Below are 17377 nucleotides of genomic sequence, written 5' to 3' on the forward strand. Positions count from 1 at the left end.
GCCACCCCGGCGCCGGCCCCGACCACCGCAAGGAGCACCGTCCGTGACCAAGCGCCCCGCCGTCCTCGCCGCGCTCACCACCCTCGCCGCCCTCACCCTCGGCTCCGCCGCCCCGGCCGCCGGCGCCGCCGCCCCGCCCGTGGTCAAGGTCGGTACCGCCAAGCAGCTCCAGGCCGCGCTCGCCGCCGCCGTGCCCGGCCAGACCATCCAGCTCGCCGACGGCACCTACTCCGGCAACTTCAAGGCCACCACCCCCGGCACCGCCACCGCCAGGATCACCCTCACCGGCTCCGCGAACGCCGTCCTCACCACTCCCACCGGCGGCGGCTACGGCCTCCACCTCAACGGCGCGGGCTACTGGACCGTCCAGGGCCTCACCGTCACCGGCGCCCAGAAGGGCATCATGGCCGACGCCGCCGAATACGTGCTGCTCGACGGCGTGACGGTCCACCACACCACCATGGAGGGCGTGCACTTCCGCAACTCCAGCGCCCACGGCACGCTGCGCGACTCGCGCGTCCACGACACCGGCCTCAGCCGGGACGGCATGGGCGAGGGCGTCTACGTCGGCACCGCCAACACCCTCTCCGACCGCAGCGACTTCGTGCGGATCACCGGCAACACCTTCGGCCCGAACATCGGCGGCGAGAACGTGGACCTCAAGGAGGGCACCACCGGCGGCCTGGTCTCCGGCAACACCTTCGACGGCGACGGCCTCACCGGCCGCAACCACGACGACTCCTGGGTCGACGTGAAGGGCAACGGCTACGTCGTCGAGAACAACACCGGCAGGCGCACCACCGACGACGGCTACCAGACCCACGGCGTCCAGCCGGGCTGGGGCTGCGGCACCGTCTTCCGGGGCAACCGCTCCGACCTCACCGGCGCCACCGGGCCCGACCGGTACGCGATCGACGTGACCAACCACGACCCGGCGACGTGCCCGGTGACGATCGGCGCTGGCAACACCGTCACCGGGGGCCGGGGCCTGGTGAACCCCGGCGTCCCGGTGGGCTGAGGCCGCTACAGCGCGTCGAGCGGCACGTCCGGGTCGGCCAGCGCCTTGGTGTCCACCACCCGCCCCGAGCGCACCAGTTCGCGGATCGGGTCGGTGACGTCCCAGACGTTGACGTTCATCCCGGCGAGCACCCGGCCGCCGGACAGCCAGAACGCGATGAACTCGCGGGTGGCCGGGTCGCCGCGGAACACCACCTGGTCGTAGCCGTCCGGTTCGACGTAGCCGACGTACTCCATGCCGAGGTCGTACTGGTCCGTGAAGAAATAGGGAACCCGGTCGTACACCGCGTCCGGCTGCCCGAGCAGCGCGCGGGCGGCGGTCTGCGGCTGGTTGAGCGCGTTGGCCCAGTGCTCGACCCTGACGTGCTTGCCGAACAGCGGGTGGTAGGCGTTGGCGACGTCGCCGGCCGCGTAGACGTCCGGGTCCGAGGTGCGCAGGTGCCGGTCGGTCTTGATGCCGTTGTCGACGTCGAGACCGGCCGCCTCGGCGAGGCCGGTGGCGGGGGAGATGCCGATGCCGACCACCACCGCGTCGGCGGCCACCGTCGTGCCGTCGGCGAGCTCCACCCCGTTCACCGTGCCGCCCTCGCCGGTCAGCGCGGCCACCCTGGCGCCGAAGCGCAGGTCCACGCCGTGCTCCCGGTGCAGGTCGGCGAAGACCTGGGCGACCTCCCGGCCGAGCACCCGCAGCAACGGCAGCTCCAGCGCCTCCAGCACCGTCACCTCGGCGCCGGCCTCGCGGGCCGCGGCCGCCACCTCCAGGCCGATCCAGCCCGCGCCGATCACGGCGATCCGGGCGCCCGGCCGCAGCGCGGCCCTGATCGCGTCGCTGTCCTCGACCCGGCGCAGGTAGAGCACCCCGTCCTGGTCCGCGCCCGGCACCGGCAGCCGGCGCGGCACCGAGCCGGTGGTCAGCAGCAGCTTGGCGTACTCCACCCGGCCGTCGTCCGCGAGCGTCACGGCGTGCCCGGCCGGGTCGATCGCGGCGACCGCCGTGCCCAGCCGCAGCGTGACGTCGTGCTCGGCGTACCACTGCGGCGGGTGGACGTAGATCTTCTCCCGGGGCGTCTTGCCCTGGAGGTAGCCCTTGGACAGCGGCGGCCGTTCGTACGGGCGCTCGTGCTCCTCACCGATCAGGACGATGCCGCCCCGGTACCCGGCCTCGCGCAGCGCCTCGGCGGCCTTGGCGCCGCCCAGGGACGCCCCGACGATGACGACCGGGCGCTCCCGCCCGCCGCTCGTGCCGCCCGCTCCGGTCGTCCCGGTGTCCGTGCCCGCCATGCTCGACTCCTCGCTCTCCGACCGTGATCGGGGCCAGCCTGCCTCCGTTCGGGTGGCCTGTCGAGAGCGCACCTGGCGCGCCGTGCCGCGCTCGCCCGTACGAGTGAACCCGAGGCCTCAGGCGGTCATCGCCTCCCTGACCAGCGCGGTGTCGGTGAACTGCTCGAAGCGCACGATCCGGCCGCCCCGCACGGTGAAGCGGTGGGCGACCCGGACCGCGAGCGGCTTCCCGGTGGCCCGGTGGACGGCCGTGTAGCGGCCCAGCACCACCACGGTCTCGCCGTCCACCACGTAGGTGTCGTCGTGCGCCGTCCAGTTGTCCCACTCGGCGGCCAGCCGCTCCATCACGTTGGCGGTGACGCCCTTCGGGGTCCGGTAGGTGCCGGCCAGCGGGAAGCCAGCCATCTCGGTCCACTCGACGTCCTCGGCCAGCGTGGCGCGCAGCGCGGCCAGGTCGCCCCTGGCGGAGGCCAGGTACTGGCGCCGCACCACGTCGGCGGGGACGGTCGACTCGGCGAACTCGGCGACGTCCCTGGGGATCTCGATCACCGCCCGCTCACCCCCAGGCCATCTCGCCCAGGGCGACCTTGGTGCCGATGTCCACCGCGATCCGCAGTCCCAGCTTCGGGAACCGCCGCTCCAGCGCCTCCCTGGCGGCGGCCGCGTCGCCGGCCCGGCCGATCTCCGTCTCGAAGGCCCGCAGGTAGGCGCGGGTGTGGTCGACGGCGTTCAGGTCGGTGGGCGCGCCGGCGATCCGGTGGCCGGCCGCCACCCAGGTCGGGTGGAGCGCCTCGATGCCGTCCAGCAGGTCGATCCAGGCGGCCCGTTGGGCGGAGGTGGGGGTGTCGGCGGTCCACACGTGCAGGCCCTCGAAGAGCAGCACCCCGCCCAGTACGGCGCGGTGGTGCTGCTGCCAGAGGTAGTGGCGGTCCGGCAGGTGGAAGTCGGCGCCGCGCAGCTCGAAGCGGTGGCCCTCGAAGACCAGCTCGTCCCCGTGCAGCACCTCGGGCCGCACCAGCCGGGTGGGCAGCTCCGGGCCCAGGTGCGCCCAGGCGCCCAGCTTGGCCTCGTACGTCTCCTGGATGTGCTCGACGGTCGAGGCGGTGGCCAGGAAGCGGGCCTGCGGGAAGGCGTCCTGTACCTCCTGGGCGCCGAAGTAGAAGTCCGGGTCGCCGTGGCTGACGAAGACGGTGGTCAGCCGCTTGCCGCTCGCCCGGACCCGTTCGACCAGACGGCGGCCGTCCGAGCGGGTGAATCCGGCGTCCACCAGCAGCGCGTCGTGCGGCCCCGTGACCAGCACGGAGGTCTTGTTGAGCGAGCTGTCGGGGCTGTCGACGATCTCGAAGTCGAGTGCACTCACGTTTGAGTCCTTCCTCCGGTCGGGCACGCCTCGCCGCCAGGATCGGCTCTGGGCGCGCCATCCGCATCCGGAAGGGCCGGGGCCTGCCCGGCGGATCTCCGCCGGGGCCGCGACACCGGGGCGCGCCCCACCCCCGGGTCCAGGGCGAGAGGTCGCTGCTGGTGGCCACCGCGAGGGTCCGGCCGGTCGGCGAGAAGCCGGCCGCGCGGAAGGTGGACCGGCCGGAGTCGAGGACCAGCCACCAGCTCTCCCCGTGCTCGCCCTGCCACGGCCCCCGGCCGCCGGCGAGCAGCACCCGGTGGTGCGGCCACTCCGGGGCGACCACCTCGATGCGCCAGCCGCCCTCGGCGCCGGTGTGCAGTCCGCCGCCCCACAGCCCGGCCACCGGGATGCGCACGTCCGCGACCTGGCCGAGGCCGGGGCAGGAGAGGTCGCCGCCGTCCGGGTGCTCGGCGGGGTCGTGGTCACGGGCCGGCTTGAGGCCGGTCACGGCGTCGAACAGGCCGTGCCCGCCGTGCGAGACGGTCAGCACCAGGTCGTGCCCGCTCTCCGGGTGGACGGCGAAGCCGATGCCGAGCAGCCCGCCGACGGACTGAAGGCCCCGGCCGCCCGGGAACCCGGGAGCCCGGGAGCCCGGGGACGCGGGAACAGCGGCCGCCCGGAACACGTTCGTCCGGTCATGACCGACGACAGCACCCCCGAGATCCTCCGCTACGCCGCCTTCGCCACCCGCCCCGAGGGCGGCAACCCGGCCGGCGTGGTGCTCGACGCCACCGGGCTGAGCGACGAGCGGATGCTCGCCATCGCCGCCGAGGTCGGGTACTCCGAGACCGCCTTCCTGACCGCGGGACCGGCCGAAGGGGCCTACCGCGTACGGTACTTCAGCCCGCTCGCCGAGGTGCCGTTCTGCGGGCACGCCACGGTCGGCGCCGCCGTCGCCGTGGCCGAGCACACCCGGCCGGGGCGGTACGTCTTCGCGACCGCGGCCGGGGACGTCCCGGTCGAGGTCGAGCGCGGCGCCGACGGGCTGCTGCGTGCCACCCTCACCAGCGTGGAGCCGAAGGTCGAGGAGGTGCCGGCGGCCGACGTCGAGGAGGCGCTCGCGCTGCTCGGCTGGTCCGCCGCCGACCTCGACCCGGCGCTGCCGCCCCGGATCGCCTACGCGGGCGCCCGCCACCTGGTGCTGCCGGTCGCCACCCGCGGGCGGCTGGCCAGGCTCGACTACGACTTCGACGGCCTCGCCGCCCACATGCGCGCCCGCGACCTGACCACCCTCCAACTCGCCTGGCGGGAGGCCCCCGAGGTCTTCCACGTCCGCGACCCGTTCCCGGTCGGCGGCGTGGTCGAGGACCCGGCCACCGGCGCCGCCGCGGCCGCCTTCGGCGCCTACCTGCGCGACCTCGGCGCGGTGGCGGCCCCGGCGGTGCTGACGCTGCACCAGGGCGAGGACCTGGGCCGTCCGGGCGTCCTGCGGGTCGAACTGCGGGCGGAGGACACCCGGGTGCGCGTCTCGGGCACGGCGGTGGCGATCGGCTGACGTGGGGCGCGGGCCTCAGGGCGGGGGCGGCAGCAGGACCTGCTCGCCCTCGCCCCGGGGCCGGGCACCTCGGCGCCCCCGTGCCCGGTCGACGGTCACCGCACCGGACGCGGTCGGAAAAGCGTTGGCATGTGCCCGCCCCGGTGGGTGAAGCTGCTCGGATGCAGCGAGCGAGCAGTCGGACCGTGACGGTCGATCTCACCTTCGGCGACGAGTACTTCGGGCTGCTGGGCCCCTACGAGGTGGAGGTCGGCTGGTGGTCCTCCGTGGACGGGGTGGTCGCGCGGGCGGCGGAGGCGGCCGGGGTGCCGGTGCTGGTGACGCGGCTGGTCGACGGGCACAGCGAGGAGCCCGGCCACGGCGGGTGGGTGCGCTACCACGCCGAGGCGCTGCGCCGGCCGGCCGCGCTCGGCTCCCGCCCCCTGGACGGTGACACGGCCGCGCTGCTCGGCCCCGCCGAGCGCCGCGCCGCCTGGGCCACGCCGCGAGGCCTGGGCGAGGCGCTGGCCTGGGCGGAGGCCGAACTCGCGGCCGCCGGGCGCCCGTTGGCCGGGCCCGTGCGGCAGATCCGCACCTGGAACCTCTCCGGTCTCCTCCGCCTCCCCACCGCCACCGGCGCCGACGCCTGGCTGAAGACCACGACGCCCACGTTCAACGCCCTTGAGGGTGAGGTCATCGCGCTGCTCGGCGGCGTCGACCGCGGGCTCGTCCCGACCGTCCTCGCCGCCGACCCCGCCGGTGGGCGGCTGCTGCTCGACCACGTCCCCGGCGAGGACTGCTGGAGCCCGTCCGCCGGCACCGTCGCCGACGTCGTCCCCCGCCTGGTCGCCGCCCAGGCGGCGCTCGCCGACCGCCGGGGCGACCTGGCCGCCCTGCGCGACCGCACCCCCCGCACCCTGGCGGCCCAGCTGACGACCCTGCTGGACCGGCGTGCCGCGGAGACCGGCCTGACGCCCGGGGAACTGGACCGCCTGGGCGCCTTCGCGGCCGGCCTGCCCGGGCTGCTGGAGCGGCTCGCCGCCTGCGGCCTGCCCGAGACGCTGCTGCACGGCGACTTCCACCCCGGCAACTGGCGCTCCGACGGCGCGAACGCGGTGGTCGTCGACTACGCCGACTCCTGCCTCGGCCACCCCGCCCTGGACGGGCTGCGCCCGCGCGCCTACCTCGCCCCGGAGGCCTGGCAGCACCATGCCCGGGTCTGGACGGAGGCCTGGCGACGGCACGCCCCCGGCTGCGACCCGCGGCGCGCGCTCGAACTCGCCGAGCCGCTGTACCACCTGTCCTACGCCCTGCGCTACCAGGAGTTCCTGGACCACATCGAGCCGAGCGAACGCCCCTACCACGAGGGCGATCCGGCCGCCGAGCTGCGCGCCGTGCTGGCCTGCGGCCCGAGTGACCGGCGGGCGTAGACTGCCGAGGTGGAACGACCGACACCGGCCCCCGTCCTGCCCGAACTTCCCCTGCAGGAACTGGAGTGCTTCTCCGTCCTCGTCCACCAGCTGCACTTCGGGCGGACGGCGGAGCGCCTGGGCCTCTCGCAGGGGCGGGTCTCCCAGCTGATCAAGCGCCTGGAGAACCGGGTCGGCGCGCCGTTGTTCCGACGCACCAGCCGCCGGGTCGAGCCGACGGAGCTGGGACGGGCGCTGGCCGGACAGGTGGTGCCCGCCTTCGAGCGGCTCAGGGAGGGCTACGACGCCGCCCGGGCCGGGGCCGCGACGGCGAGGCCGCTTCGGCTGGGCTTCCAGTGCGCGGTGTACGAGCCGGTCGCCCGGGTGATCGCGGGCCTGCCGGAGGGGTCGGCGCGGCTGGTCGAACTGCCGTGGGCGGACCCGTTCTCGCACCTCGCCCGGGGCGAGGTCGACCTGGCCATCGTGCTCGGTCCGTGCCGGGAACCGGGGCTGGAGGTGCTGATGGAGTTCTCCCGGCAGCCGGTGTGGGTGGCGGTCTCCGCCGCGCAGCGCCCGGTCGGGATGGACGGGGCGGACGGTGCGGACGGGGTGAGCGCCGAGGACCTGGCCGCGCTGCCGCTGGTCGGGCCGAGTGGCCCGGCGCCCGAGTACTGGCGGCAGGTGAACGCGCCCCGGCGGACGACGGGCGGGCGCGAACTGACGTACGCGGCGGGTGCGGCCACCATCCAGGAGGGGCTGTCGATGGTGGCCGGCACCCGCCGGGGGCTGCTGCTGTGCGAGCGCAGCACGACGTACGTCCAGCGGCCGGACATCCGTTTCCTGCCGGTGCCGGAGCTGGAGCCGACCACGCTGGAGGTGGTCGCGAACGAGCGGCGGCCGCATCCGATGGCGGCCGGGTTCGTGGAGCTGCTGGCCGGACACGTCGACTGAGCCCCCGGTGACACCGGCCGGTCGAGCAGCCGGCCGGGCCGCCGGTCATGCTGCCGGTCGGGCGTCGGGCCTGGCGAACAGGGCGATCAGCAGCCCGACCGCCGCCAGCCCGGCCGCGGTGAACAGGACGGCGTGGTTCCCGGCCCGGTCGACCACCAGCCCGCCGGCGAGGGAACCGAGCGCGATGCTCGCGTTGAACACGCCCGCCCAGACCGCCGCCGAGGCCTCGATCCCGGCCGGGTCCGCGATGCGGACCCAGGTCTGGGTGGAGACCGACACCCCGCCGTACGAGACGCCCCAGAGGACCAGGACGAGCAGCACGGTGACGACTCCGCCGGTGGCGTACGGGAGCAGGACGGCGGCCAGCGTGACCCCCGCGAGGGCGACGGCGACGGCGGTCCTCGGGCGGCGCCCGGACAGCGGGCCGAGGGTGAAGTTCCCGGCGACGCCCGCGAGTCCGTACACCAGCAGGCAGGCGGCGATCACGCCGCCGCTCAGGCCCGCGCCGGCTTCGAGGACCGGGCGGACGTAGGTGTAGCCGGCGAAGTGGCCGAGCACGACGAAGGCGGTGATCGCGATCCCGGCGGCGACGCCCCGGTGGCGCGGGGCGCCGCCCGGCCCGCCGGGCCGTCCGCGCTCGTGCACCGGCAGTGCGGGCAGGGTGACGGCGAGGACGGCGGCGGAGACGACACCGAGCAGGGCGAGCGCCCAGAACGCGGCGCGCCAGTCGAGCAGTGCGGCCAGGTAGGCGCCCAGCGGGATGCCGAGCACCGAGGCGATGGAGACGCCGGAGAAGATCAGCGTCATCGCGAGCGCGACGCGCGGGCCGTCGGCGAGACGGGGGCCGACGCCGGCGGCGAGGCCCCAGACGATGCCCATGGCGGCGCCGAGCAGGACGCGGCCGGCGGACAGCACCGCGAAGTCCGGTGCCAGTGCGGTCACCGCGTCGGCCAGGGCGAGCAGCAGCATGAAGGCGACCAGGACGGTCCTGCGGTCGCGTGGGCCGACGAGCCGCGGGGCGAAGAGGGAGAGGACGGCGGCGATCAGGCCGGTGATGGTGAGGGAGAGCCCGGCGACCCCGTCGGTGACCCCGAGGCTGTGGGACATCGGGGTGAGCAGGCCGACCGGCATCATCTCGGAGGACACCACGGTGAAGGTGGCGAGTGCCACGGCGAGGACCGGGGACCAGCGGTGGGCACCGGGTGGACCGGTGGGTGGGGCGAGGGTTTCCGCGTCTGTCATGCGGCCAGCTCACCAGCCGGCGGACGGGTCGAACAAGATCGATAAGCTCATCGACCCATCAGCCTGGCTCATCGATCATTCGGTGGCTCCCGGTGCCTCCCGGTGGCTCCCGCCGCGACGACCGCGGCGGGAGCCACCCGGGCGGGCTCAGTCCGCGGGGGCGATCCGGTAGCCGCCGCGGGCCGAGTGGAGGCTGAGCGCCTCGACCGGGCAGAAGTCCACCGCGTCGCTCAGGCCGTCCGTCAACTCCGCTCCACCGTCGGCGTATTCGGCCAGCGGGGCGGCCAGCCCGTCGGCGCCGAGGGCCAGCGAGTCGGGGGCGCTGATGGCGCACATCCCGGAGCCGATGCAGCGGTCCTGGTCGACCCGGACGACCACCGGGTCGGTGTCCGCGCGGCCGGTCACCAGGTCACCCGCAGCGAGTTCGGGCTACGGGTCAGCAGGCCGCGCCGCCAGTCGATCTGCTCGACCGCGTCGGCCAGCCGCAGGGAGGGCAGCCGCCGGGCCAGCCGGTGCAGGGCGAGCTCCAGCTCCATCCGGGCCAGCCAGGCGCCCAGGCAGTGGTGCGGCCCGGCGCCGAAGGTGAGCATGGGGGCGGCCAACGGGGAGAACAGCTCGGTGCGCAGGTCCTCGGTGAACACCGCCGGGTCCTGGTTGGCGGCGGAGGCGTCGGCGGCGACCACGCTGCCGGCCGGGATGACCACGCCGCCGATCTCGACGTCCTCGACGGTGCGGCGCATCAGCCCGGGCATGTGCTCCTGGGCGTCGCCGAGCGGCACGGCGCGCAGCAGCTGCTCGGTCGCGGCGGCGGCGCTGGCCTCGTCGGAGGAGAGTCGCTGCCAGGCCTCGCGGCCGTCCTGGAGCAGGTAGACCAGGGCGTTGCCGAGGCTGGTCATGGTGGTCTCGTGTCCGGCCACGACCAGGCCGATGACCAGTGCGACCAGCTGGCCCTCGGCGATCGAGCCGTCCTCGGCGGCGGCCGAGAGCAGGCTGCTGACCAGGTCCTCGCCGGGGGCGGCCCGGCGCTCGGCGATCACCTCGGCGCCGAAGGCGGCGAACTCGGTCATCGCGGTGACGATCGCCTCGGCGGAGAACGCGGTGGTGGAGAGCGCGTGGTCGCTCCAGTGCGCGAGCCGCTTGCTGTCCAGGTTGTCCAGGCCCATCAGCCGGCTGATCACCGCGACCGGCAGCGGGCGGGAGTAGCCGGCGATGATGTCGGCGGGGGAGCCCTGGTCGATCAGCTCGTCGATCAGCGACTCGATCACCGAGGCCACCCAGGGCCGCCAGCGCTCGATCGCGCGCGGGGTGAAGGCCCGCTGCACGGTGCGGCGCAGCCGCTGGTGCTCGGTGCCGTCGATGTTCAGCATGCTCTGCGGGTCGTCGAGGATGTTGGGCGTGACCGTGATCGGCGGGGCGTCCGGCGCGTAGAGCGGGGCGCGGCCCAGGCGCGGGTCGGTCAGCACCTGCCGCACGTCCGCGTGCCGGCTGACCAGCCAGACCGGGGTGCCGGTGGGCAGCGCGGCCAGGCGGGGCGGGCCGGGTTCGAGCTTGCGCATGCAGTGCAGCGGGGGGAGCGGGGCGGTGCCGGCACTGGTCGCACTGTTCTCGGTGGACATCCGTACTCCAGACTCCAGGGCGGTGGGCCGCGGGGCGCGGCCCGACGGGGGGTGGATCCGGGGATGGTGCGGGGGGACGGGTGATGCGGCCGGCTGGCGGCTCGACACGGGCCGGGGGGTCGGTCGGGCTCCTACGGGGAATGGCGCGAAATGTGCGGGGGCGCACGGTCGGTACGCACCCGGCGCGGACGGCGCACGGTCGCGCGCCGTCTGATGGGGCGGGTGTGCTGAGCGTGGTCGCGTGGACCGTCTCTGCTACGACCGTACGTGGGCGGCGGGGCGCCCGTCTGCGGCACTTCCAGCCAACGCCGGTGCTTTCCGGGCACTTCGAGGCGCACTGACGGGCGCTCAGCGCCACCTGTGCGCCCCTGTCGCCACCAGCGCGCCCGGCTGTCTCCGAGCCCTCGACGGGTACTCGGGTGGCACTTGCCACAGGAGGCCTCGTGAGCCCGTCACAGGGGGGGCGGACCTGTCGGCGGCAGGTGTGGCGCGCCGTATCACACCGGATCGGGACGGGCGCCCCACGGGGCTCCGCCGGTGGCCGGCCGGGTGGGCGTTACGCTTCGTGGGCAGGTCTTCTCGCAGTTTTTCTTCGCAGGTCACGCCGGGTGCAGAGCCGCACCGGCAGACGGAGGTGGAATCGGATGCCCCAGCAGGTCAAGGCAGTGATCGCGCGCGCCAAGGGCGCGCCCGTGGAGGTGACCACGATCGTGGTGCCCGACCCCGGCCCGGGTGAGGCGGTGGTCCGGATCCAGGCCTGCGGCGTCTGCCACACCGACCTCCACTACCGGGAGGGCGGCATCAACGACGAGTTCCCGTTCCTGCTCGGCCACGAGGCCGCGGGCATCGTGGAGTCGGTCGGCGAGGGCGTCACCGAGGTCGAGCCCGGCGACTTCGTGGTCCTCAACTGGCGTGCGGTGTGCGGCCAGTGCCGCGCGTGCAAGCGGGGCCGCCCGCAGTACTGCTTCGCCACCCACAACGCCAAGCAGAAGATGACGCTGCTGGACGGCACCGAGCTGTCCCCGGCGCTGGGCATCGGCGCGTTCGCCGAGAAGACCCTGGTCGCGGCCGGCCAGTGCACCAAGGTGGACCCGGCCGCCGAGCCGGCCGTCGCGGGCCTGCTGGGCTGCGGCGTGATGGCGGGCCTCGGCGCCGCGATCAACACCGGCAACGTCGGCCGGGGCGACTCGGTCGCCGTCATCGGCTGCGGCGGCGTCGGCGGCGCGGCCGTGATGGGCTCCCGGCTGGCGGGCGCGTCGAAGATCATCGCGGTGGACATCGACGACCGCAAGCTGGAGACCGCCCGCAAGCTGGGCGCCACCCACACCGTCAACTCCCGCACCACCGATGCGGTCGAGGCGATCCGCGAGCTGACCGGAGGCAACGGCGCGGACGTGGTGGTCGAGGCGGTCGGCCGGCCGGAGACCTACAAGCAGGCCTTCTACGCCCGCGACCTGGCCGGCACCGTCGTCCTGGTCGGCGTGCCGACCCCGGAGATGACCCTGGAGCTGCCGCTGCTCGACGTCTTCGGCCGCGGCGGCGCGCTGAAGTCCTCCTGGTACGGCGACTGCCTGCCCTCGCGGGACTTCCCGATGCTGATCGACCTCTACCGCCAGGGCCGCCTGGACCTCGGTGCCTTCGTCACCGAGACCATCGAGCTCGACCAGGTGGAGCAGGCCTTCGAGCGCATGCACCACGGCGACGTCCTCCGTTCGGTGGTGGTCCTGTGAGCGGGCGCGTCGACCGGCTGGTCACCGCCGGGACCTTCGAACTCGACGGCGGCAGCTGGGAGGTGGAGAACAACGTCTGGATCGTCGGGAACGACGAGGAGGCGGTGGTGATCGACGCCGCGCACGACGCCGAGGCCATCGAGGCCGCGCTCGGCGGGCGCCGGCTGGTGGCGATCGTCTCCACCCACGCGCACAACGACCACATCGACGCGGCCCCGGCCCTCGCCGCCCGCACCGGTGCGCCGATCCTGCTGCACCCCGACGACCTGCCGCTCTGGAAGCTCACCCACCCCGAGCGGCTCCCGGACGGCGAGCTGGCCGACGGTCAGCGGATCGAGGTGGCCGGCATCGAGCTGACCGTGCTGCACACCCCGGGCCACGCGCCCGGCGCGGTCTGCCTGTACGCGCCCGCGCTGGGCACCGTCTTCACCGGCGACACCCTGTTCCACGGCGGCCCGGGTGCCACCGGCCGGTCGTTCTCGCACTTCCCGACCATCATCGACTCGATCCGCGAGCGGTTGCTGACGCTCCCGGCCGAGACCGTGGTGCGCACCGGCCACGGCGACCCGACCACCATCGGGGCCGAGGCCCCGGCGCTGCCGGAGTGGATCGCCCGCGGGCACTGACGCCCGCCCGTACGGCCCCGGGGGAACGACCGTTCCCCCGGGGCCGTACCATCCCGGTCATGGCCCACGACCCGCGCGACCTCGACGACTCCTTCCTCTCCTTCTGGCAGGAGCGGCACATCTCCACGCTGACCACCACCCGCCCGGACGGCACCCCGCACGTGGTGCCGGTCGGCGTGACGTACCAGCCGGAGACGGGCACCGCCCGGGTCATCACCAGCCGCACCAGCCGCAAGGCCCGCAACGTCGCCGAGGCCGGGCCCCAGGGGCAGCGGGTCGCGGTCTGCCAGGTGGACCGGGCGCGCTGGTCGACCCTGGAGGGCGTGGCGGTCGTCCGCGACGAGCCGGGGCAGGTCGCCGAGGCGGAGCGCCGCTACACCGAGCGCTACCGGGAGCCGCGGGTCAACCCGGACCGGGTGGTCATCGAGATCACCGTCGACCGGGTCCTCGGCCGGGCCTGAGAACCCCCGTTCCTGGAACGGCCGTTCTCACTACCGGAACGACCGTTCTCCGGCGCCGGGGCCTCAGGACGGCTGCGCGGCCCGCTCGATCCCGGCGAGCATGTCGCGCGGGAACCAGAGACTGCTCGCGCCCGCCAGGGCGACGGCCGCCGCACCGACCAGCACCGGCACGATGCCGACCCGGGAGGCGAGCCACCCGCCGACGAAGGCGCCGACGGGCAGGGTGGCGGTCAGGACGGCCTGGAGGAAGGCGTTGACGCGGCCCAGCAGGTGGGCGGGGGTGACCAGCTGACGTCCGGTGGTCATGGCGATCGACCACACCGTCGCCAGCAGCCCGAACAGCAGCTGGTACAGGACCAGCACCGGGAAGGCCGCCCCCAGGGAGGCCGCGGGGATGAGGAAGAGAGCGGCCCCCGCGCTCACGGCGCACAGCCGGATGGCCCGGGCCATCCCCAGCGCCCGGGTGACGGAGGTCGCGACGAGCACACCGGTGCCCATGCCGACGGCGTACCCGGCGTAGACCGCGCCGAGCTGCCACGGGAGCAGGTGCAGCTCCCGGTCGGCGTACAGGACGAACAGGCCGCCGCCGGCCCCGCCGCCCAGGTTGAGCCCGGCCGCGGCGAGGGCCTGGCGGCGCAGCAGGGTCTCGCGCCGGATGACCGCGAGGCCCTCCCGCAGGGCCTCGACGCGGGACCGCGCACCGCCGCCAGGCTCCTGCGCCGGCCGGTTCAGCGCGGCCGGCAGCGCGAGGAACAGGGCCCCGCCGACGAGGTAGGCGGCGCACTCGACCAGCAGTGCCGGGGCCGGGTCGACCACGCCGATCAGGATGCCGCCGAGCGCCGGTCCGCCGATCAGGCCGACGGTCCTGGCGCCGGTGAGCGAGGAGTTGGCCGGCAGCAGGCGTCCGGTGGGTACCACGCGGGGCAGGCAGGACTGCAGGGCGATGCTCTGGGAGGAGCCCAGCGCCCCGGAGGCGGCCGCCGCGGCGAACAGGTGCGGCCAGGTCAGACCGTCCAGCGCGGCCGCGAGCGGCACGCTGCCGACGGCGGGGACCTGCAACCAGGAGACGGCCACCAGCATCCGCCGCAGCCGGGCCCGGTCGACGGCGACGCCGATCAGCGGGCTGAGCAGGACGCCGGGCAGGTAGGTCATCGCCATCAGCGCCGAGGAGCCCAGCGGGCCCGCGTGCAGATGGGCGATGGCCAGCAGCGGCAGCGCCAGCGCGGTGACCTGGCGCCCCACCGAACTCGTCATCTGCTCCGTGACCAGCAGCAGCAGGGGGCGGTGCCGGCGCAGCGGCACGGACTCCGGGACCGGAGCCGGGGGCGGGACCTGGCCCGAGGTCGTGGCCGGTGTCGCGGGTGGGCCGGACTCCGCGGGTACGGACGATTCCTCGGCCGTGGAGGATCCCATGTATCAGACTCCTGTGTCGGGCGAGGTCCAGCAGAACACGACGGGTCCGATGCTTCGACCACCGTCGTTGCTCCGGCCCGTGAACGCGCCAGGAGACCTGCGGTGAGGGGGATTTGGCGTACGCGAGGGGTGCGGGCCTGACCAGCGGTGACCGGGCACGGCGGGCTCGCCGGTGCCGCCCGTCCCGAAGGGGCGGGGCCGGGAGGATGGCCGGAAACCGACGTGGCGTCAGCCGGGCCGGCGTGGGAGGAGGCCCCGCCGGGTTCAGGCCGGGCCTGCCACCAGCCAGTGCGCGGGCAGGTCGATCCGGGTGCCGTCGGGGGCGGTCTCCGTGGTGGCCAGCGGCAGGTCGCCGGTGGCGAGGACGGTCAGGCCGGCGGCGCGGAACAACTCGGGGAAGGCCGCGTCGGCCACCTCGGCGGGGGTCAGTCCGTGGGAGAACACCGGGCGCAGCTTCGGCGGCGGTCCGTCCGCGCCGCGGGCCAGGCCGGTCAGGACCTCCTTGGCCGCCTCGGAGAGCTCGAACACGAAGGCCCTGCCGCGGACCCCGAGCAGGGTGGCGACGGCCTCGGCCACCGCCGGCCGGTCGGCCGGATCGCTCTGGTGGATCACCCCGCGCACGTACACGTTGGCGTCGCCGAGGCGGTGGTGGAGGGCCCGGACGGCCTCGGCGTCGGTGGCGTCCAACCGGGTGAACTCGGCCCGCCCGGCCGGGTCGCCGCGCCGGGCGCGGTCGAGGGCGGCTGCGGACAGGTCGACCCCGAGGACGAGGGGGAAGTGCTCGGCGAGGAAGCGGGTCTGGGTGCCGTTGCCGCAGCCCAGGTCGACGACGGGCAGTGTGGGGTCGGCCAGGTGGGGGCGGAAGAGCGTCAGGTGGCGCTCGGCGCTGAGGGCCGGCGCCGCGTCCCAGATCACCGAGCCCGGCTCCTCGGGCGCGTCGCGCCAGAAGCCCTCCCAGGCGTCCCGGTACCGATTCGTCACGCTCATGGCGGGGACCTCCGGATGTCACGCCCAGTGCTGTCGCGCCCAGTGCCGTCAAGGGCGGTGCTGTGACCGTGTCTATCGGCACCCGGCCCCGGCGGCAACCGCGTGCGGGCGTGCGGGAGGGCCCGGGGGGCGCGTGCGGACGGAGCGCGGCGCTCAGTTCAAGGTGCGCGCCTGGCGCAGCAGGTAGACCCCGGAGACGGCGGCGAGCACGGCCATGCAGCCGGCGAAGACCAGGCCGGCGTGGGCCAGTCCGAGCGGGCCGGTGAGCAGGCCCACCCCGATGACCGGGATCGAGATGCCGAAGTAGGCGACCACGAAGAGCGCCGAGAGCGCGCCGCCGCGGTGCTCGGCGGGAGCGGCCGCGGCCACCTCGCCCACCGCCCCGCGCAGGCCCATGCCCTGCCCGGCGCCGCCCGCCAGGGCGCTGAGCACCAGCGGCGGCAGGACCTCCCAGGCGAGCGAGGAGGCCAGCAGGGCCATTCCGGCGATCAGCACCAGGCAGCCCAGCGGGATCGCCCTGGCGGTGCCGAGCCTGGGCACCAGGAGCTGGCCGAGGGTGGAGGCGAAGAACGCGGTGAAGACCACCAGGCCGACGACCGCGCGGTTGTGGACGCCCAGGTCGACGGCGAGGAAGGCCGGGCTGACCGAGGTGAACAGGCCCAGCAGGGAGAAGCCGGCGAAGGCGGCGACTCCGGCCGGCACGAACACCCGGCGGACCTCCGGCGGCAGGGACGGCCGGACGGGTCTGGCCGTGCGCAGCGGACGGGCCCCGGCGACGGTCTCCGGCAGCAGCCGGGTGAGCGCGAACGAGACGGCGAGCAGCCCCAGGTGCACGGCGAACGGCAGCACCAGCGGGTGCGGCGCGTACTGCGAGAGCACGCCCGACAGCAGCGGTCCGCAGCCGAGCCCGCCCATGTTGGCGGCGGTCGCGACGAAGCTCGCGCGGGCCCGCCGCCCGGGCGGGGCGAGCTCCAGCACGTACGCCGTCCCGGTGCCGGTGAACAGGCCCGCCGACAGTCCGGACAGCAGTCGGCCCAGGCAGAGCAGGGCGACGCTGTCGGCGGCCAGGAAGACGACGGCGCTGGCGGCGGAGCAGGCCAGCCCGCAGAGCAGGACGGGCCGGCGGCCGACCGCGTCGGAGACGTTGCCGACCAGCAGCAGGACGCCGATGACGCCGAAGGCGTACACCGCGAACACGACCGTCACCGTCAGCTCGGAGAAGCCGATCTTCTCCTGGTACAGCCCGTAGAGCGGGGTCGGCAGGGTGGTGCCGGCCATGCAGACGGCGAAGGCGGCGGCGGCGACGAGGTGGCCCGCCCGGGCGACGGCGGTCCGAGGGGGCCGAGCGGGCCGACGGTCGGTCATTCGCCCACCATAGGCGCGCGCTCCGGCCCCGGCCCGCCGTCGCCCGGGGGAGCGCTGGGCCGAACGGCCGTCCGCGCCCGGCGGATGCGGGACGGGTCGGGGGCGTTCGCGGAGTCAGTGCTCCGGTTGCCACTCCGCTTCGAGGGCGGTGCGGCCGTCCTCCCTGGTCACGGGGTGCCAGTGGGCCCGCAGCCCGGCCGGTACCCTGCTCGGCCGACCGGCCGGGCGGGGTGTGCCGATGGCGCCGAGCACCGGGTTGTCGAGCGGGCTGGCGGCCAGGCGGTCCAGCACCCGCGCGCACGCGGTGCGCAGGTCGTGGCCGCGGCGGCGCACGTCGGGGACGGCGGAATGGAACGCGGCGAGGACGGACATGCGGATCACCTCCGGGACGACCTGCGGTGCG

General features: G+C 75.2%; 17 protein-coding genes. 7 read left to right on the forward strand and 10 right to left on the reverse strand.

Annotated features, from left to right (window positions below):
• Positions 1 to 43: 43 nt before the first annotated feature.
• Positions 44 to 1018, forward strand: coding sequence for a right-handed parallel beta-helix repeat-containing protein (locus ACZ7C5_RS16660; RefSeq protein WP_470322819.1), 975 nt, complete (start codon positions 44 to 46; stop codon positions 1016 to 1018).
• A 5-nt stretch (positions 1019 to 1023) separates the two neighbouring features.
• Here the strand turns inward: ACZ7C5_RS16660 and ACZ7C5_RS16665 are convergent, their stop codons facing one another.
• The 3 genes from ACZ7C5_RS16665 to ACZ7C5_RS16675 form a co-directional block, all read right to left on the reverse strand.
• Positions 1024 to 2298 (reverse strand): NAD(P)/FAD-dependent oxidoreductase, encoded by a 1275-nt coding sequence (locus tag ACZ7C5_RS16665; protein WP_401083908.1) that lies wholly within the window; start codon positions 2296 to 2298, stop codon positions 1024 to 1026.
• 117 nt (positions 2299 to 2415) lie between these two features.
• The gene (locus tag ACZ7C5_RS16670; RefSeq protein WP_401083910.1) at positions 2416 to 2847 is read right to left on the reverse strand and encodes a nuclear transport factor 2 family protein; all 432 of its coding nucleotides are present in this window, start codon (positions 2845 to 2847) and stop codon (positions 2416 to 2418) included.
• Between the two features lie 7 nt (positions 2848 to 2854).
• Complete coding sequence (locus tag ACZ7C5_RS16675; RefSeq protein ID WP_401083912.1) at positions 2855 to 3658, reverse strand: MBL fold metallo-hydrolase; 804 nt, start codon at positions 3656 to 3658, stop codon at positions 2855 to 2857.
• 679 nt (positions 3659 to 4337) lie between these two features.
• On the opposite strand from ACZ7C5_RS16675, the gene ACZ7C5_RS16680 reads away from it, so the two are divergent.
• From ACZ7C5_RS16680 to ACZ7C5_RS16690, 3 genes are all read left to right on the forward strand, one after another.
• The gene (locus tag ACZ7C5_RS16680) at positions 4338 to 5195 is read left to right on the forward strand and encodes a PhzF family phenazine biosynthesis protein (RefSeq protein WP_401083914.1); all 858 of its coding nucleotides are present in this window, start codon (positions 4338 to 4340) and stop codon (positions 5193 to 5195) included.
• Positions 5196 to 5380: 185 nt separating this feature from the next.
• Positions 5381 to 6604, forward strand: a complete 1224-nt coding sequence (locus ACZ7C5_RS16685) for an aminoglycoside phosphotransferase family protein (RefSeq protein ID WP_470322820.1) — start codon at positions 5381 to 5383, stop codon at positions 6602 to 6604.
• 9 nt (positions 6605 to 6613) lie between these two features.
• A complete protein-coding gene (locus ACZ7C5_RS16690; RefSeq protein WP_401083917.1) occupies positions 6614 to 7534 on the forward strand; it encodes a LysR family transcriptional regulator in 921 nt (306 codons plus the stop codon).
• Between the two features lie 45 nt (positions 7535 to 7579).
• On the opposite strand, the gene ACZ7C5_RS16695 is transcribed toward ACZ7C5_RS16690, so the two are convergent.
• From ACZ7C5_RS16695 to ACZ7C5_RS16705, 3 genes are all read right to left on the reverse strand, one after another.
• Positions 7580 to 8776 (reverse strand): MFS transporter, encoded by a 1197-nt coding sequence (locus ACZ7C5_RS16695; RefSeq protein ID WP_470322821.1) that lies wholly within the window; start codon positions 8774 to 8776, stop codon positions 7580 to 7582.
• 147 nt (positions 8777 to 8923) lie between these two features.
• Positions 8924 to 9181 carry a ferredoxin gene (locus ACZ7C5_RS16700; protein ID WP_317620079.1) on the reverse strand — a complete coding sequence of 86 codons (258 nt, stop codon included), beginning with the start codon at positions 9179 to 9181 and terminating at the stop codon, positions 8924 to 8926.
• Positions 9178 to 10392 carry a cytochrome P450 gene (locus ACZ7C5_RS16705; RefSeq protein WP_401083921.1) on the reverse strand — a complete coding sequence of 405 codons (1215 nt, stop codon included), beginning with the start codon at positions 10390 to 10392 and terminating at the stop codon, positions 9178 to 9180. Before ACZ7C5_RS16705 ends, ACZ7C5_RS16700 begins: the two co-directional genes overlap by 4 nt.
• A gap of 644 nt (positions 10393 to 11036) precedes the next feature.
• Here ACZ7C5_RS16705 and ACZ7C5_RS16710 point away from each other — a divergent pair.
• The 3 genes from ACZ7C5_RS16710 to ACZ7C5_RS16720 are packed head-to-tail and all read left to right on the forward strand — an operon-like array spanning position 11037 to position 13209.
• A complete protein-coding gene (locus tag ACZ7C5_RS16710) occupies positions 11037 to 12122 on the forward strand; it encodes an S-(hydroxymethyl)mycothiol dehydrogenase (protein ID WP_401083923.1) in 1086 nt (361 codons plus the stop codon).
• Positions 12119 to 12748, forward strand: coding sequence for an MBL fold metallo-hydrolase (locus tag ACZ7C5_RS16715; RefSeq protein WP_401083925.1), 630 nt, complete (start codon positions 12119 to 12121; stop codon positions 12746 to 12748). Before ACZ7C5_RS16710 ends, ACZ7C5_RS16715 begins: the two co-directional genes overlap by 4 nt.
• A gap of 59 nt (positions 12749 to 12807) precedes the next feature.
• Positions 12808 to 13209 carry a pyridoxamine 5'-phosphate oxidase family protein gene (locus ACZ7C5_RS16720; RefSeq protein ID WP_401083927.1) on the forward strand — a complete coding sequence of 134 codons (402 nt, stop codon included), beginning with the start codon at positions 12808 to 12810 and terminating at the stop codon, positions 13207 to 13209.
• A 63-nt stretch (positions 13210 to 13272) separates the two neighbouring features.
• On the opposite strand, the gene ACZ7C5_RS16725 is transcribed toward ACZ7C5_RS16720, so the two are convergent.
• From ACZ7C5_RS16725 to ACZ7C5_RS16740, 4 genes are all read right to left on the reverse strand, one after another.
• The gene (locus ACZ7C5_RS16725; RefSeq protein ID WP_470322822.1) at positions 13273 to 14622 is read right to left on the reverse strand and encodes an MFS transporter; all 1350 of its coding nucleotides are present in this window, start codon (positions 14620 to 14622) and stop codon (positions 13273 to 13275) included.
• 264 nt (positions 14623 to 14886) lie between these two features.
• Positions 14887 to 15609 carry a class I SAM-dependent methyltransferase gene (locus ACZ7C5_RS16730; RefSeq protein WP_401083931.1) on the reverse strand — a complete coding sequence of 241 codons (723 nt, stop codon included), beginning with the start codon at positions 15607 to 15609 and terminating at the stop codon, positions 14887 to 14889.
• Positions 15610 to 15762: 153 nt separating this feature from the next.
• Complete coding sequence (locus ACZ7C5_RS16735; RefSeq protein WP_401083933.1) at positions 15763 to 16974, reverse strand: MFS transporter; 1212 nt, start codon at positions 16972 to 16974, stop codon at positions 15763 to 15765.
• 114 nt (positions 16975 to 17088) lie between these two features.
• Positions 17089 to 17346 carry a hypothetical protein gene (locus ACZ7C5_RS16740; protein WP_470322823.1) on the reverse strand — a complete coding sequence of 86 codons (258 nt, stop codon included), beginning with the start codon at positions 17344 to 17346 and terminating at the stop codon, positions 17089 to 17091.
• Between the last annotated feature and the right edge of the window lie 31 nt (positions 17347 to 17377).

Source organism: Kitasatospora sp. NPDC036993 (genome assembly GCF_055607525.1).

Coding starts and splice junctions, on each gene's coding strand:
- ACZ7C5_RS16665 (WP_401083908.1), bottom strand. CDS start 2,298: ATGGCGGGCACGGACACCGGGACGACCGGAGCGGGCGGCACGAGCGGC.
- ACZ7C5_RS16705 (WP_401083921.1), bottom strand. CDS start 10,392: ATGTCCACCGAGAACAGTGCGACCAGTGCCGGCACCGCCCCGCTCCCC.
- ACZ7C5_RS16680 (WP_401083914.1), top strand. CDS start 4,338: ATGACCGACGACAGCACCCCCGAGATCCTCCGCTACGCCGCCTTCGCC.
- ACZ7C5_RS16720 (WP_401083927.1), top strand. CDS start 12,808: ATGGCCCACGACCCGCGCGACCTCGACGACTCCTTCCTCTCCTTCTGG.
- ACZ7C5_RS16725 (WP_470322822.1), bottom strand. CDS start 14,622: ATGGGATCCTCCACGGCCGAGGAATCGTCCGTACCCGCGGAGTCCGGC.
- ACZ7C5_RS16695 (WP_470322821.1), bottom strand. CDS start 8,776: ATGACAGACGCGGAAACCCTCGCCCCACCCACCGGTCCACCCGGTGCC.
- ACZ7C5_RS16730 (WP_401083931.1), bottom strand. CDS start 15,609: ATGAGCGTGACGAATCGGTACCGGGACGCCTGGGAGGGCTTCTGGCGC.
- ACZ7C5_RS16740 (WP_470322823.1), bottom strand. CDS start 17,346: ATGTCCGTCCTCGCCGCGTTCCATTCCGCCGTCCCCGACGTGCGCCGC.
- ACZ7C5_RS16710 (WP_401083923.1), top strand. CDS start 11,037: ATGCCCCAGCAGGTCAAGGCAGTGATCGCGCGCGCCAAGGGCGCGCCC.
- ACZ7C5_RS16735 (WP_401083933.1), bottom strand. CDS start 16,974: ATGACCGACCGTCGGCCCGCTCGGCCCCCTCGGACCGCCGTCGCCCGG.